This is a genomic window from Rhodococcus opacus B4, from assembly GCF_000010805.1.
In the GTDB taxonomy this organism is placed as follows: Bacteria; Actinomycetota; Actinomycetes; order Mycobacteriales; family Mycobacteriaceae; genus Rhodococcus_F; species Rhodococcus_F opacus_C.
This window is the reverse complement of the sequence record NC_012522.1, coordinates 5,393,606-5,408,108: the sequence shown is the minus strand read 5'-3', so window position 1 is coordinate 5,408,108 and position 14,503 is coordinate 5,393,606. Positions and strand designations below refer to the sequence as shown.

Below are 14,503 nucleotides of genomic sequence, written 5' to 3'. Positions count from 1 at the left end.
GACGACCAGTGAGAACGTCGGAAGAGTAAAGCGTTGTCCAATCCGAAAGGGTGAAACACGAGTTATGCGTACGGCCGTAGCCGACAACTACCCCACGAGGGACCGCGACGAGTGCACGATGACCGTCCGTCAGGACCCGGTCACCTGGTTCGATCCGAAACGGGGTGATGCCCGGCCCGGTCCACTCAGCGCCACTCAGATTGCCGACTACGACAGGCGCGGATATCACTCCGCCGACGCCATCATCCCGCCACGCGACGTGTTCAACCTGGTCGACGAGATGACGCGCCTCTCCGAGACCGACACGTTGCGCGGCGACGACCGCATCGTGCGGGAGAACGGTGACGGCGCCGTCCGCTCCGTGTTCGACGTCCACCGTCTCAGCGACGTCGTCGACGAGATCGTCCGCCGCCCAGAAGTGGTGGGTATCGCCCGGCAGATACTCGGTTCGGACGTCTACGTCCACCAGTCGCGGCTCAACTTCAAACCGGGTTTCACCGGTGGCCCGTTCTACTGGCACTCCGATTTCGAGACCTGGCACGCGGAGGACGGGATGCCCGCTCCCCGCGCCGCGAGCATCTCGATCGCGCTGACCGAGAACTACGGGCACAACGGCGGGCTGATGATCATGCCCGGATCGCACCGCGCGTTCGTGTCCTGCGCCGGCGAGACACCCGAGGACTACTTCAAGGAATCGCTGGTCAGCTACGTTCCGCCCACCGGGTCGCCGGATCAGCCGACACTCACCCGGATGGCCAACGAGTACGGCATCGACATGATGACCGGGCCTGCGGGTTCCGCCACCGTCTTCGATTCGAACTGCATGCACGGTTCGAACGGCAACATCACGCCGTTCGCGCGTTCCAACCTCTTCATCGTCTTCAACAGTGTCGAAAACACTCTGACGGATCCGTTCTCGGCGCCTGCACCGCGCCCCGGCTACCTCGGTAGCCGGGATTTCACGCCCCTGCGGTAACGAGCACCACGACGTACCGTGTCCCCGCTCCGGGACGTCGGAGCGGGGATACGGTGCTCTCGATGCCGCGAAACCCGTAGCCTTCGCGGCGCCCTGCATGCGACGATGACTTGGCACGGTTCGACCGCCCGGCTCCGGGCGCCGGCCGAACCTTCATCTCCCGGAACGGGGAATGATGTTTGCCTACATCGCGCGCACCGTCGTCGCCCACCCGTGGCGAGTCATTGCTGCCTGGGTGGTGGCCGCAATAGCGGTCATTCTGTTCGCACCCAGCCTCGACGACTACACCACCGGTAACCAGCAGACGTTCCTGCCCAGTTCATTCGAGTCCTCCGAGGCGCAGGCCGTCGGCAACCAGTACTTCCCCAGCCTGTCCGGCGCCACCGGCAGCCTGGTGGTGGTCCGTGCCGACGACGCTCCGCTGTCCCCCACCGACCAGCAGACGGCCCTGAATCTCGCTACCGCACTGCAGAATTCGGCGATCCCGGGAGTGCTGAGCGTCCAGGGGTCGCCCACCTCGCTGTCCGCCGACGGGAAGGCCGCCGCACTGCAGGTGGTGTTCGACGGACAACCCGGCGACGACCAGGTCAACGCCGCCGTGCCGGTCGTCCGGAACGACGCCGAACAACAACTCGACGGCACCGGACTGGTGAGCGGGCTGACCGGCAACGCGGCCATCCAGGTCGACACCACCGCCGCCTACGACAACGCCGACAAGGTCATCACGATCGCCACGGTGATCGTCATCCTCACCCTGCTCGGCCTTATCTTCCGCAGCCCCGTCATCGCGGTCCTGCCGGTCCTCGTGATCGGCGTCGTGCTGTCGGTGGTCACCGGGCTCACCGCCGTGCTCGCCGATCTGTTCGACTTCCAGGTCAGCACGTCGCTGCAATCGATCCTCGTGGTCGTCCTGTTCGGTGTCGGCACCGACTACATCGTCTTCCTGCTGTTCCGGTATCGCGAGCGTCTCCGGCAGCAGGCCGCGGCAGGCTCCACCGCCGACACGCACCGGGAAGCGCTCGTGTTCTCCACCGACGTCGTCGGGCGGGTCGTCGCGTCGTCCGCGCTCACGGTCATCGTCGCGTTCGCCGCGCTCCTGCTGGCGAAACTCGGTTCGCTCACCACGCTCGCCCCGGGGCTCATCGTCGCGGTGGCCGCCATGTTGGTGACGGCGCTGACGCTCATCCCCGCAGTGTTCACCGTGCTGGGCCGCCACCTGTTCTGGCCGCTCGGCCCGGGACACGACAGCCCCCACACACCGTTCGCCTCGATCGGCGCCGCGATCGGGCGCCGCCCCGCGGTGTTCGCCGTCGTGATCGGCGTCGTGCTGATCGCGCTCGCCTCGTTCGCCTCCGGCTACAAGTCGACGTACAACACGCTGGGCGAACTGCCCGCCAACACACCGTCGCAGCAGGCGTTCGACACCCTCGGCAAGTCTTTTCCCGCGGGCGCGCTCAGCCCCACCCAGGTGTACGTCGTGGCTCCCGGACCGCTCGACCCCGCGTCGCTGACCCCCCTCGTCACCACCCTGACGCAGGTGCCGGGGGTGTCGTCGGTGGCCCCGCCGCGGCCGAGTCAGGACGGCCGCGCCGCGCTCGTCAACGTCATCCTCGCCGACGACCCCTACTCGAACGAGTCGCTCGACCTCGTCGAAGGACCGATCCGCGACGCCGCCCACGGAGCGGTCCCCGGCTCGGAAGTCGTTGTGGGAGGACAGACGTCCACGTTCGTCGACGTCCGCGCTCAACTCGCGGCGGACACGCGCCGCGTCTTCCCCGTCGCCGCGGTCGCGATCGCACTGATCCTCGCGCTGCTCCTGCTGGCGGTGCTCGCGCCGCTCAACCTGCTGGTGTGCGTGGCACTCACGTTCGTCGCCACCCTCGGCGCCGTCGTGCTCCTGTTCCTGCACGGCCTCGGCTACGACGGCATCGACTTCTCGATTCCCATCGTGCTCTACCTGTTCGTCGTCGCGATCGGCACCGACTACAACATCCTGCTCGCCTCCCGGTTGCGTGAGGAATTCCGCAACGGGTACGCCCCTCGTGACGCGGCACGGATCGCCGTCGCCAACGACGCCCCCACCGTGGCCGCCGCCGGCCTGATTCTCGCGCTGACGTTCGCGTCCCTGACCCTCACCGGTCTGGCCAACCTCGCCGAACTCGGCTTCGGGGTCGCGATCGGCGTCGCGCTCGCCGCGTTCGCGATGGCGCCGATGCTGGTGCCCAGCCTGTCTGCACTCGAACGTCGCGCGTTCTGGTGGCCGAGCAGGCAGAAGTCGTCCGTCGACACCGGCGACGACCGCGAGCCCGCGGTGCCGCGGTAGCCGTCGCCGTCAACCCACCCTCCCCACCGTGGCCCCAAATGGGAACATACGTTCGACAACGGGGGTAGTATGGCCGCATGACTTCCGCGGATGCGCGGTATGCGCTGCAGGCTTCGCTGTTCGACGACTCGTCGTTCGGTGTCGAACTGGGCGAACTCGGGCCGACGGTGCAGCGTCGGACGCTGACCGCGGGGGCGTGGGTCGACGTCCGACCGGGGTGGATGACCGGCTCCGACGAGCTGTTCACGACGCTTGCGGAGACGGTGCCGTGGAATGCGGAGCGGCGCCAGATGTACGACCGGGTGGTGGACGTGCCGCGGCTCGTCCGGTTCTACCCGGAGGGCGAACCGCTCCCCGACCCACTGCTGGCCTCCGCACGAGACGCCCTGAGCAGGCACTACCTGCCCGAACTCCGCGAGGAGTTCGCCACGTCCGGACTGTGCTTCTACCGCGACGGGTCCGACAGCGTCGCCTGGCACGGCGACGACACCGGCCGCAGCCGGACCGAGGACACGATGGTCGCCATCCTCTCGCTCGGCGCCTCACGTCCGCTGCTGCTGCGTCCGCGCGGCGGCGGACACTCGATCCGGTACTCGCTCGGCCACGGTGACCTGCTGGTGATGGGTGGTTCCTGCCAGCGCACCTGGGAGCATTGCGTACCGAAGAGTGCCCGCCCGCTCGGACCGCGGATCAGCGTCCAGTTCCGGACGCGGGGCGTGCGGTGACTATCCGCGCCGGGCCGCGACGGCCTGCGCCAGCCGGTCGAGTTGCGCGGCCGTGGTGTTCCAGTCGATGCAGGCATCGGTGATCGACTGGCCGTAGGTGAGCTCCTCGGACTTTCCGAGGGTGAGGTCCTGGCGTCCGGCCTCGATGAAGCTCTCCACCATCACACCGACGATTCCCTTCTCCCCTGCCTCGAGGCGGGCCGCGATGTCGTCCAGCACGTCGACCTGCTTCTCGTGGTTCTTGCTGCTGTTGCCGTGGCTGGCGTCGATGACGACGCGCTCCGGCAGACCGGACTTGTTCAGCCGGGCGAGGGTGTCCGCCACCGTCTCGGCGTCGTAGTTCGGTCCGTCGCTGCCGCCGCGGAGGATGACGTGGCAGTCGGGATTGCCCATGGTGCGGATCAACGCGGCCTGGCCGTCGAGGTCGGTGCCGGGGAACACGTGGCTCGCCGCGGCGGCGCGCGTGCCGTCGACCGCCACCTGCACGTCGCCCTCCGTCGAGTTCTTGATTCCGACGGGCATCGACAGCGCGCTGCACAGCTGCCGGTGCACCTGACTGGCGGCGGTGCGGGCACCGATCGCGCCGTAGGTGACGAGGTCGGCGATGTACTGCGGCATGATCGGGTCGAGGAACTCGCAGCCGACCGGCAGGCCGAGCGAGGACACGTCGAGCAGCAGCTTGCGGCCCATGCGGATCCCGGTGTCGATGTCGAACGTGCCGTCCAGGTGCGGGTCGTTGAGCAGGCCCTTCCAGCCCAGCGTGGTGCGCGGCTTCTCGAAGTAGACCCGCATCACGATGTGCAGGTCGTCGCGCAGTTCCTCGGCCTTGGCGGCGAGCCGGCGGGCGTAGTCCATGGCGGCGACGGGATCGTGCACGGAGCACGGGCCGACCACGACGAGCAGGCGGTCGTCGTCGCCGTTCAGCACGTTCACCGTGTCGGCGCGGCCCGAGCGGACGGTCGCGGACGCGACGTCGTCGGGGGCGTGTTCGCGGCGCACGACGGACGGCGCCACCAGCGGGCTGATGCTCACGGTGCGCTGGGCGTCCAGGCGATCACTGCTGGTAGTGGTGTCGAGAGTGGCAGTCATGGGTTCGGGTTCCTGTTCTCAGGCCGGCCCTCGAAGACTGTGGAGATTCCCGCGAGCCGGTCTGTAATCCGGCTCTGGGGTGGGGGAGGTCAGCGCGTGGTTACGCCGACCGGCCCACCCGGGGCCGGCCTGCTAAACCAGAAATATGCGCGCTGCATGACGGCCACAGTAACGGCTGGCCCGCATCGGCGCCACACCTACCCCTCCCCCTGACATCTGTCGCGGTGAGGGTAGGCGCTTCGCGCCTGTGCGCCTTTTTGGTCGTCGCAGCTACCAGAAAGGCGCACAGGGCCGTAGGCCCATTGCTTATATCGTGAGTGTGTGCTCATAATATGGGTGTACCTGTGACACCAGTCACTGCCCCGCCTCCTCGATAAGGACGCGCACATGTCAGATGTAGGAATCCTGATCAACACCGCGATCGCCGTAGCGGCGGTGGTGCTGTTGATCGTGCGTTTCAAGTTCAACCCGGTGGTGTCGCTGGTCGTCGGCTCCGCCTATCTCGGACTCACGACGGGTCTCGGCACGGCCGAGACGGTGAAGGTCATCAGCACCGGTTTCGGCGACATCATGGCCGAAGTGGGACTGCTGATCGCCTTCGGCGTCCTGATGGGCGCCATGTTGAAGGAAATGGGCGCCATCCAGCGCCTGGTAGGGACGCTGCTACGCGTATTCGGTCCGAAACGGATGCCCTATGCGCTGTCGCTGACGATCGCGACGCTGCTGCAATCGATCTTCCTCGACGTCCTGCTGGTGATTTCGGCACCGCTCGCCCGCAACCTCGCACCGAAGGTCGGACGGGTCGGCACCGCGCGCATGGCCACCGCGCTGGCCATCGGCCTGGAGTGCGGCATCGTGCTCATGGTTCCCGGCGTCGGGGCGCTCGCCCTCGCCGGACTTCTCGGTGTGCCTCTCGGCAAGATGCTGATCTGCGGATTGATCCTGGTGATACCGACCGTCGCGATCTCGGTGGCGATCATGTCGTTCCTGTTCACCCGCGGGTGGTGGAATCCGGAGAAGGACGAGGAGCACTTCCACCAGACGGTCGTCGACGACGAGGAAGAGACCTGGACCGACGGCGGCAGCGGCGGGACCACCCCGCGGCCCGACACCGGCGGCGGCGTCGCCCAGGCACAACGCGCCACGGCCGTCACCGCCGAGCGGACGCAGCACGACCGCCCCCTGATCCTGCTCCTCGCCCCGCTGCTCCTCTCGCTCCTGCTCATCGCGACCGGCGCGATCCTGGACATCGCCGAGATCAGCAACCCGGTCGTCTCGTTCGTGTCGGAACCGCTGATCGCGCTGCTGATCGGCCTGATCGGCACCAGCTTCGTCGGACGGCTCACCGTCGGGCAGCATCGCGTGCAGAAGGCGATCGCCAGCGGCTTCAGCGAGAGCGGCCAGATCCTCATCCTCACCGGCGTGGGCGGGTCGCTGGCCGCGACGATCGCCGCCGCCGGACTCGGCGACATCCTCGGTCAGTACTTCACCGCCAATCACGCGGCTCCGCTGCTGATGGTGTGGGTGATCGCCGCAGTCCTGCACGTCGCCGTCGGTTCCGTGACCATCTCCGCCATCACCGCGGCCGGTGTCCTCGCTCCCATCGCCCCGACCCTCGGACTCGACCCCGTCCTCATCGCCCTCGCGGCCGGCGCCGGTTCCCTGTTCGCGGTGCACGTCACCAGCAACACGTTCTGGTTGCTGCAGTCCTTGATGGGTCAGACCACACGGGGCACGCTGAAGACGTGTTCGGTGGGAGTATCGGTGGCATCGGTCGTCGCAATACTGCTCGTCCTGCCCATGAGCCTCGTTCTCTGAGCGTCACTATCAGTTAAGGATCACCATGTTCTCCGACAACACCATTCGGCCGCTCGACGGCGTTCGGGTACTCGAGCTGGGCAATTACATCGCCGCACCGACCGCGGGCCGGATGCTCGCCGACTTCGGCGCCGAGGTCATCAAGGTGGAGCGCCCGAAGACCGGCGACGAACTCCGCAACTGGCGGCTGTACTCCGGCGACACGTCGATGCTGTACCGCACGATCAACCGCAACAAGAAGTCGATCGTGCTGGACCTGCGCACCGAGGAGGGCCGGCAACTGGTCCTGGACCTCGCCGCCGAGTGCGACATCCTGCTGGAGAATTTCCGGCCCGGCACCCTGGAGAAGTGGGGCATCGGACCGGACGCGCTGAACGCGGCCAACCCGGAACTCGTGATCACCCGCATCTCGGCGTTCGGGCAGACCGGGCCGATGTCACAGCGACCGGGGTTCGCCGCCGTCGCGGAAGCCGCGGGCGGATTCCGCGAACTCGTCGGCGATCCCGACCGGCCCCCGGTGCGGGTGGGGGTGTCGATCGGCGATTCGATCGCCGGCCTCTACGCGGCGTTCGGGGCGGTGATGGCGCTGTTTCAGCGGGAAGCCGCGAAGGTCGCCGGAACGCCGGGCCCGTCCCTGCCGCATCGGATCATCGATGTCGCGCTGAACGAATCGATCCTGTCGATGATGGAGTCGCTGATCCCCGACTACCTTGCGTACGGCATCAAGCGCGAACGCGTCGGCGGCCGGATGGAGGGCATCGCCCCGTCGAACGCGTACATCTGCAGTGACGGCAACAGCATCATCATCGCCGGCAACGGTGACGCCATCTTCCAGCGCTACATGGAGACCATCGGCCGCCCCGACCTCGGTGCCGACCCGGACCTGTCCACCAACGCCGGACGGTGGGCGCGCCGCGACGAACTCGACACGGCGATCGGTGAGTGGACGATCCAGTACTCGCGTGACGAGGCCCTGAAGATCCTCGACACGGCCGGCGTGCCGTCGGGTCCGATCAACACGGCCGCCGACATCTGCAGCGACGAACAGTACGCGGCCCGCAACATGATTCAGCAGTTCACCGTCGACACCGGTGAGGCCGAGCCGAAGCAGGTCGGTTTCCCCGGCATCGTACCGGTGATCGGCGGGCAGTCGCTGCCCATCCGCAACGTCGGACCGGACCTCGGTGAGCACACCCGGGAGGTCCTCGAGACACTGCTCGGCAAGACCCCGGAACAGATCGACTCCATCGTCGACAACACAGTAGGTGGCACCTCATGACGCAGACCTTCGAATCACGCACCCTGCTCCGCGACGTCACGTTGCGCGACGGACTGCAGCTGACGGGCAAGATGCTGCCCACCGCGAGGAAGCTCGAGATCGCCCGCAGACTCCTCGAACTCGGTGTGCCCGCGCTCGAGATCGGGTCGATGGCCCGCCCAGACCTGGTGCCGCCGATGGCGAATACCGTCGAGGTGATCTCCGAGCTGACCGAGGAGGAACTCGACCGCTGCTGGGTGTGGGTGGCGACACCCCGGCACGTGGAGAAGGCCGCCGCCGCCGGCGCCCGCCATTTCCAGTACTGCTTCTCCGCCTCCGATTCCCACAACCAGGCGAACATCGGCCGTTCCACCGAGGACAGCCTCGCCGCGATGCCCGCGGCGATCGAACTCGCGCGGGAGGTCGGCGGCAGCATCCAGCTGTGTATCGCGACGTCGTTCACGTGCCCGTTCGAGGGCCGGGTCCCGGAACAGCGGGTCATCGACATCGCCAACGACCCGCGCGCCCACGGCGCCGTCGACGTCGTCGTCTGCGACACCCTCGGCCAAGCCGTCCCCGCCGAGGTGTACTCGCTCGTCTCCCGGGTCCGGCTGGAAACCCCGCAGCGCGGCATCGTCTATCACGGCCACGACACCTGGGGTCTGGGCGTCGCGAACAGCCTCGCCGCGGTCGCGGCAGGCGCGATGACCGTCGACGGCGCCCTCGGCGGACTCGGCGGCTGCCCCTTCGCTCCCGGTGCCAGCGGCAACACCGCCAGCGAGGATCTGCTGTTCGCCACCCGCCCCGACTGGCTCACCCCCTCCGTCTTCGGGTCGCTCGTCGAACTGTCCGAGAAGACGCTCGCGGAACTCGGTGAGGCCAACCGGTCCAAGGCCGCCCAGGGCGCACGCTCCAACGCCGCCGCGTTCGAGTGGGTCATCGGCGGCGGCCGATGAGCGACGCCCGGTTCTACGTCACCACCCCGATCCCCGAACCCGCCCTCACGCTGCTGCGCGCCGCGGGCAGCGTCCATGTCCCCGACGAGTTGCCCGACGCCGCCCAACTCCGGGACGCGTGTCTGTCCGGGGACTACGACGTGGTCGTCTCCCAGCTGCGCGACACGTTCGACGCAGACCTTCTGGCCGCCGCGAAGATCCGCGGCATCTCCAACTACGCGGTCGGATTCAACAACGTCGACGTCGGCGCGGCCACCGCCAACTCGATACTCGTCGGCAACACCCCCGGCGTGCTCACCGACGCCACCGCCGACGTCGCGATGCTGCTGATCCTCGCCACCGGCCGTCGGGCGGTGGAGGCCGACACCTTCGTCCGCGCTGGAAAATTCACCGGCTGGGAGCCGAACCTGCTACTCGGCCAGGACATCTCGGGACGAAACCTCGGGCTCGCGGGCTTCGGGCGGATCGCCCGTGCCACCGCGCGACGGGCACTCGCGTTCGGCATGCAGGTGCAGTTCTGCCCGCGGCCACCCGGTGACCGGCCGGTGCCGGACGCCGAACTCGGCGAATTCGCCGGACGCGTCACCCACACCGACTGGGACACCCTCGTCACCACCAGCGACTATCTGTCCCTGCACGTTCCGCTGAACGAGCAGACCCGGCACCTGGTGGACGCGGACGTGCTGCGTGCGATGAAGCCGACCGCGATTCTCGTCAACACGGCGCGCGGTCCCGTCGTCGACGAGGCCGCCCTCGTCGATGCCCTGAAGTCCGGGGAGATCGCCGGGGCCGGACTGGACGTGTACGAGGACGAGCCCGCGCTCGCACCGGGGCTCGCGGAACTGCCGAACACCGTGCTGCTCCCCCACGTCGGCAGCGCCACCGTCGCCGTACGGTCCGAGATGGCGCGGCTGTGCGCCGAGAACGCGGTGGCCATGGCGCGGAACCGGATCCCACCGCACCCGGTCAACCCGGAGGCGTGGAGATCATGACGGGTAGCGGCCGCCCAGCGTCCGGGTAACCTGCTCGGCGCTGCCGACGAGCAGATCCACCCATTTCTCGCACTGTTCGCGGGGCATGCGGAGGGTCGGCCCGCTGATCGCCAGCGCGCCGAGCACGTCGCCGGACGAATCGAACACGGGTGCAGCCAATCCCGAAGCGCTGTCCTCCCGCTCTCCTGCCGTGATCGCATATCCGTCGGCCCGCGCCTGGTGGATCAATTCGCGCAGCACCTCGGTGTCGGTGACGGTGCCCTCCGTCATCGGCTCGATGGGTCCGGCCAGCACCTGTTCGGTGAGGTCCGGGTTCCAGGCGAGCAGCACCCGGCCCGCCGAGCCCGCGGGGAGCGGGACGATCTTCCCGACGTACATGTTCCGTCGCAGCGCGTGCTCGGTCTCCGCGATGGCCACACACACGCGGTACCCCTGCTCCACCCGGAAGAAGCTGGCGGTCTCGCCGGTGGCGTCGCGGATCTCCTTGAGCACCGGGGTGACGACGGCGAGGACGTCCAGCCCTTTGGTGGCCGTCGCCGCCCAGAACGCCATCTTGACGCCGATCCGGATCTGGTCGCCGGAGCGGTCGAGGAACTCCTGTGCCACCAGGTTGCTGACCAGCCGTTGCACCGTCGACGTCGGCAGCCCCGTGGCCTGGTGGATCTCACCGAGGGTCATCGACGGCCGCGCCAGGCTGAAGGCATCGAGAATCTCCGTGATCTTGCTCAGCACCAGCAACGGTTGGTGCTTGGAGGTCAATTCGCCGTCGTCCGCTCGCATACCCCCGACGATAGTCGCCCCCACCAGCACGTGAGCGCCAACGGGCGGCGGAACACACTTCGGCACTCACCTGGGCAACATTGGCTGTCGCCACACGAGCCGGGATGTGGTACCAATTGAAGATGCTCGATTCCCAGTCGACGAAAGGCGCATGAGCGCCCACCGAGATATCTCTCCGGCACCACGGTTCGGAGAATTCGCCCGCGCGTTCGAAGCGCTGAGATCGCCACCCTCACGGTGCCGCGACCCCTCCACAGCATTGCCGGCAGTTCCCCCATTTGTGATGCCACGCAACGATTTCGAGAAAGGAGGTACACATGAAGTTGGCTGAGGCACTGGCCGAGCGCGGCGATCTGACACGCCGGGTGGAGCAGCTGAAGTCGCGCATCCTCACGAATGCGCGGCATCAGGAGGGCGAGGCGCCGGCGGAGGACGCGGCGGTACTGCTCCTCGAGCTCGAGGAGGTCCTGGACCGCATGGAGGTCCTCGTCCGGCGCATCAATCGGACGAATACTGCGGCGCCGCTCGGCGACGCGACCATCACGGACGCACTGGCGCGCCGGGACATGCTCCGAGTGCGGCACCGGGTGGTGTCCGCTGCCGCGGATGCCGCGTCGGGGCGTGAACAGGACCGCTACGGCAGGCAGCTCCGCTCCGAACTCGTCTTCGTCGCCGCGTTGCCTGTGCGGGATCTGCGGCGTCGGGCCGACGAGCTCGCCCGGAAGATACGCGAGATCGATCTGCAAGTGCAGAAAGAGAATTGGGAAGTCGAGTTGCTCGACTGACTTCCGCCGGGTAGCAGGTAACCGTTTCCGGAGGCGAGCACACACCGCGGTCGGCGGCAATCCGGCCACTTCTCCTGCGCGGAGGGCGGCGCACCCCGGGCAAAACCCGGATCACAGTGCAGCCCTGCACAATGCACAGGTGACGGTGCACGACGCACACCTCAACACCGGGTGCTGATTCGGAAACGGCGAGGGCGGGCAAGGGGCCTACCCGGACAGGTGAGCGGCAAAGCGTGCCCGAGCACACTTTGCCACTCACCTGGGGGATCAGCCGACCACGAGGTCCAGCTCGTCGTCGGACACTCCGACCGCGACGCTGCCACCCTCGACGAGCACGTCGTCGAGCAGCAGATCGGCGATCCGGTCGTCGACGGCCCGCTGGATCGACCGGCGCAGCGGACGCGCCCCGAACTCGGGCTGGTGCCCGTGCTCGGCGATCCAGTCGACCGCGGCGTCGCTGAACGAGATCTCGATGCCCTTGGACTGCAGCCGCTTCCGGCTGTCGTCCAGCAGCAGGTCGGTGATCCGGTGCAGCTGATCGGTGTCGAGCTTGCGGAAGATCACGATCTCGTCGATCCGGTTCAGGAACTCCGGACGCATCGACTCGCGCAGCCGGCCCATCACCCGATCCCGCAGCGGCTTCTCCGCAGCCTCGGCGTCACCGGTGGCGAAGCCCAGCGCACCCGACTTGCTGGAGATGATGTCGGATCCCAGGTTGCTGGTCATGATCAGGACGGTGTTCTTGAAGTCCACCGTCCGGCCCTGACCGTCCGTGAGCCGGCCGTCGTCGAGCACCTGCAGGAGCGTGTTGAACACGTCGGGGTGCGCCTTCTCGATCTCGTCGAGCAGGATCACCGAGTACGGGTTGCGGCGGACCTGCTCGGTGAGCTGTCCCGCCTCCCCGTATCCGACGTAGCCGGGAGGGGCACCGACGAGCCGGCTGACCGTGTGCCGTTCGCCGAACTCGCTCATGTCGAGCCGCAGCATCTTGTTCTCGTCACCGAACAGGGTGGCGGCCAGCGCCTTTGCCAGCTCGGTCTTCCCGACGCCGGTCGGTCCGAGGAACAGGAAGCTGCCCACGGGACGGTCCGGATCGTTCATGCCGGTGCGGCTGCGGCGCACCGCCCGGGCGATGGCCCGCACGGCGTCGTCCTGGCCGACGACCCGACGGTGCAGTTCGTCCTCGAGCCGGCGGAGTCGTTCCTTCTCCTCCTCCGTCATCTGGCTGGCCGGGATGCCGGTGGCCCGCGACACGACCTCGGCGATCTGTTCGGCGGTTACCTCGGGTGCGACGTCGGACGCGTCGGCCTTGCCGTCGATCCGGGCCTGGACACCCACGATCTGGTCGCGCAGCGCCGATGCCTTCTCGTACTCCTCGTCTGCGACGGCCTGCTCCTTCGACTTTTCGAGTTCCGCGAGCGTCGCCCGCAGTGCCTCGACGTCGACGCTCGGCATCCGCAGCCGCAACCGGGCGCCGGCCTGATCGATCAGGTCGATCGCCTTGTCCGGCAGGAAGCGGTCGCCGATGTAGCGGGCCGACAGCTCGACGGCGGCCGTGATCGCCTCGTCGGCGTACCGGACACCGTGATGCTCCTCGTACCGGTCGCGCAGACCGGACAGGATCGCCACCGCGTCTTCGATGCTGGGCTCCGCGACGGTCACCGGCTGGAAGCGCCGTTCGAGCGCCGGATCCTTCTCGATGTGCTTGCGGTACTCGTCGAGCGTCGTCGCACCGACGATGTGCAGCTCACCTCGGGCGAGCTTCGGCTTGAGGATGTTGCCCGCGTCCATCGCACCGTCGGCGCCACCACCGGCACCGGCGATGGAGTGCACCTCGTCGATGAAGACGATCAGCTCGTCCGAGTGAGCCGAGATCTCATCGATCACGTTGTTCAGGCGTTCCTCGAAGTCACCGCGGTACCGGGTGCCCGACACCATGCTCGACAGGTCGAGTTGGACGATGCGCTTGCCGATCAGGCGATCGGGGACGTCGCCGTCGACGATGCGCTGGGCCAGGCCCTCGACGACCGCCGTCTTGCCGACGCCGGCCTCACCGACCAGCACGGGGTTGTTCTTGGTGCGGCGCGAGAGGATCTCGATGGTCTGCTCGATCTCGTCGGCGCGCCCGATCACCGGGTCGACTCCGCCGCCGCGCGCACGTTCGGTGAGGTCGAAGCCGTACTTGTCGAGCGTGGGTGTCGCGGAGTCCGGGGACTCCTCCACCGACCCGCCTTGCACCGCCGTCTGCAGGCGCTCGGGGGTGATGCCCTCGGAGGCGAGCAGGCGTCCGGCGGCGTGGTCCTGATCCGCGGCGAGTGCCAGGAAGAGGTGCTCGGGATCGATGTAGGTGGACCCGAGAGCGCGCGCGAGCTGGTGCGCCTCGAGCAGCGCCGTCTTGAGCGCACCGCTCAGGGCGGGTGTTGCGAAGCCTGACGTGTCGCGGCCCTGGGGCAGTCGCAGTTCGACGGCATCGGCGACGGCCGACGTGTCGGCGCCTGCGCGTTGCATCAGGGATTTGACGGGGTCGTGTTCTGCCATGACACGCAGAACGTGGAGTGCATCGAGGTCCGAATCGCCGCGACCTGCGGCGAACCGTGCAGCAGCTGCCATGAGCTCCTGGGTGGAGCGACTCATGAGCCGACTGATGTCGATGCGACCTGGGCCCTCCGGCCCGAAGAATGCTGGCATTCCTCAGCCTCCTACTAGTTGAGCGTTACTGACTCAACTAACGTGCCAACCCTCCGATCAATTCCCGACGGCAGCGGATGTGGTCGCGGTCACAGAGGCGCTTCGCGCTCGTG

Annotated in this window: 11 protein-coding genes; 8 read left to right on the top strand and 3 right to left on the bottom strand. The window is 67.9% G+C overall.

Going from position 1 to position 14,503, the window contains the following annotated elements:
• Positions 1-64: 64 nt before the first annotated feature.
• From thpD to ROP_RS24830, 3 genes are all read left to right on the top strand, one after another.
• Entirely contained in the window at positions 65-976 is a 912-nt protein-coding gene (gene thpD / locus ROP_RS24840) for an ectoine hydroxylase (RefSeq protein WP_015888757.1), read from the top strand.
• A 172-nt stretch (positions 977-1,148) separates the two neighbouring features.
• Positions 1,149-3,299: an MMPL family transporter gene (locus tag ROP_RS24835; protein WP_015888756.1), complete on the top strand. Its 2,151-nt coding sequence runs from the start codon at positions 1,149-1,151 to the stop codon at positions 3,297-3,299.
• A 77-nt stretch (positions 3,300-3,376) separates the two neighbouring features.
• Entirely contained in the window at positions 3,377-4,024 is a 648-nt protein-coding gene (locus ROP_RS24830; protein ID WP_015888755.1) for an alpha-ketoglutarate-dependent dioxygenase AlkB, read from the top strand.
• On the opposite strand, the gene ROP_RS24825 is transcribed toward ROP_RS24830, so the two are convergent.
• Entirely contained in the window at positions 4,025-5,113 is a 1,089-nt protein-coding gene (locus ROP_RS24825) for a 3-deoxy-7-phosphoheptulonate synthase (protein ID WP_015888754.1), read from the bottom strand.
• A gap of 387 nt (positions 5,114-5,500) precedes the next feature.
• Here ROP_RS24825 and ROP_RS24820 point away from each other — a divergent pair, with 387 nt between their 5' ends.
• From ROP_RS24820 to ROP_RS24805, 4 genes are read left to right on the top strand one after another with little or no spacing between them, the layout of a single operon-like run.
• Positions 5,501-6,931 carry a GntP family permease gene (locus ROP_RS24820; RefSeq protein WP_015888753.1) on the top strand — a complete coding sequence of 477 codons (1,431 nt, stop codon included), beginning with the start codon at positions 5,501-5,503 and terminating at the stop codon, positions 6,929-6,931.
• Between the two features lie 25 nt (positions 6,932-6,956).
• Complete coding sequence (locus ROP_RS24815) at positions 6,957-8,210, top strand: CaiB/BaiF CoA transferase family protein (RefSeq protein ID WP_015888752.1); 1,254 nt, start codon at positions 6,957-6,959, stop codon at positions 8,208-8,210.
• A complete protein-coding gene (locus ROP_RS24810; RefSeq protein WP_015888751.1) occupies positions 8,207-9,145 on the top strand; it encodes a hydroxymethylglutaryl-CoA lyase in 939 nt (312 codons plus the stop codon). The genes ROP_RS24815 and ROP_RS24810 overlap by 4 nt, the downstream gene beginning before the upstream one ends.
• Positions 9,142-10,137: a 2-hydroxyacid dehydrogenase gene (locus ROP_RS24805; RefSeq protein WP_015888750.1), complete on the top strand. Its 996-nt coding sequence runs from the start codon at positions 9,142-9,144 to the stop codon at positions 10,135-10,137. Before ROP_RS24810 ends, ROP_RS24805 begins: the two co-directional genes overlap by 4 nt.
• Here the strand turns inward: ROP_RS24805 and ROP_RS24800 are convergent.
• Positions 10,132-10,917 carry an IclR family transcriptional regulator gene (locus ROP_RS24800; RefSeq protein WP_015888749.1) on the bottom strand — a complete coding sequence of 262 codons (786 nt, stop codon included), beginning with the start codon at positions 10,915-10,917 and terminating at the stop codon, positions 10,132-10,134. The two genes, ROP_RS24805 and ROP_RS24800, sit on opposite strands and share 6 nt — an antisense overlap.
• Positions 10,918-11,234: 317 nt before the next feature.
• Between ROP_RS24800 and ROP_RS24795 the strand changes: the two genes are divergently transcribed.
• Positions 11,235-11,702, top strand: coding sequence for a DIP1984 family protein (locus tag ROP_RS24795; RefSeq protein WP_015888748.1), 468 nt, complete (start codon positions 11,235-11,237; stop codon positions 11,700-11,702).
• 267 nt (positions 11,703-11,969) lie between these two features.
• Here the strand turns inward: ROP_RS24795 and ROP_RS24790 are convergent, their stop codons facing one another.
• A complete protein-coding gene (locus ROP_RS24790; RefSeq protein WP_015888747.1) occupies positions 11,970-14,390 on the bottom strand; it encodes an ATP-dependent Clp protease ATP-binding subunit in 2,421 nt (806 codons plus the stop codon).
• Positions 14,391-14,503: the final 113 nt, after the last annotated feature.

What these genes read in the sequence shown, in the direction of transcription:
- thpD (WP_015888757.1), top strand. Translation starts at nt 65, where the DNA reads ATGCGTACGGCCGTAGCCGACAACTACCCCACGAGGGACCGCGACGAG.
- ROP_RS24835 (WP_015888756.1), top strand. Translation starts at nt 1,149, where the DNA reads ATGATGTTTGCCTACATCGCGCGCACCGTCGTCGCCCACCCGTGGCGA.
- ROP_RS24830 (WP_015888755.1), top strand. Translation starts at nt 3,377, where the DNA reads ATGACTTCCGCGGATGCGCGGTATGCGCTGCAGGCTTCGCTGTTCGAC.
- ROP_RS24825 (WP_015888754.1), bottom strand. Translation starts at nt 5,113, where the DNA reads ATGACTGCCACTCTCGACACCACTACCAGCAGTGATCGCCTGGACGCC.
- ROP_RS24820 (WP_015888753.1), top strand. Translation starts at nt 5,501, where the DNA reads ATGTCAGATGTAGGAATCCTGATCAACACCGCGATCGCCGTAGCGGCG.
- ROP_RS24815 (WP_015888752.1), top strand. Translation starts at nt 6,957, where the DNA reads ATGTTCTCCGACAACACCATTCGGCCGCTCGACGGCGTTCGGGTACTC.
- ROP_RS24810 (WP_015888751.1), top strand. Translation starts at nt 8,207, where the DNA reads ATGACGCAGACCTTCGAATCACGCACCCTGCTCCGCGACGTCACGTTG.
- ROP_RS24805 (WP_015888750.1), top strand. Translation starts at nt 9,142, where the DNA reads ATGAGCGACGCCCGGTTCTACGTCACCACCCCGATCCCCGAACCCGCC.
- ROP_RS24800 (WP_015888749.1), bottom strand. Translation starts at nt 10,917, where the DNA reads ATGCGAGCGGACGACGGCGAATTGACCTCCAAGCACCAACCGTTGCTG.
- ROP_RS24795 (WP_015888748.1), top strand. Translation starts at nt 11,235, where the DNA reads ATGAAGTTGGCTGAGGCACTGGCCGAGCGCGGCGATCTGACACGCCGG.
- ROP_RS24790 (WP_015888747.1), bottom strand. Translation starts at nt 14,390, where the DNA reads ATGCCAGCATTCTTCGGGCCGGAGGGCCCAGGTCGCATCGACATCAGT.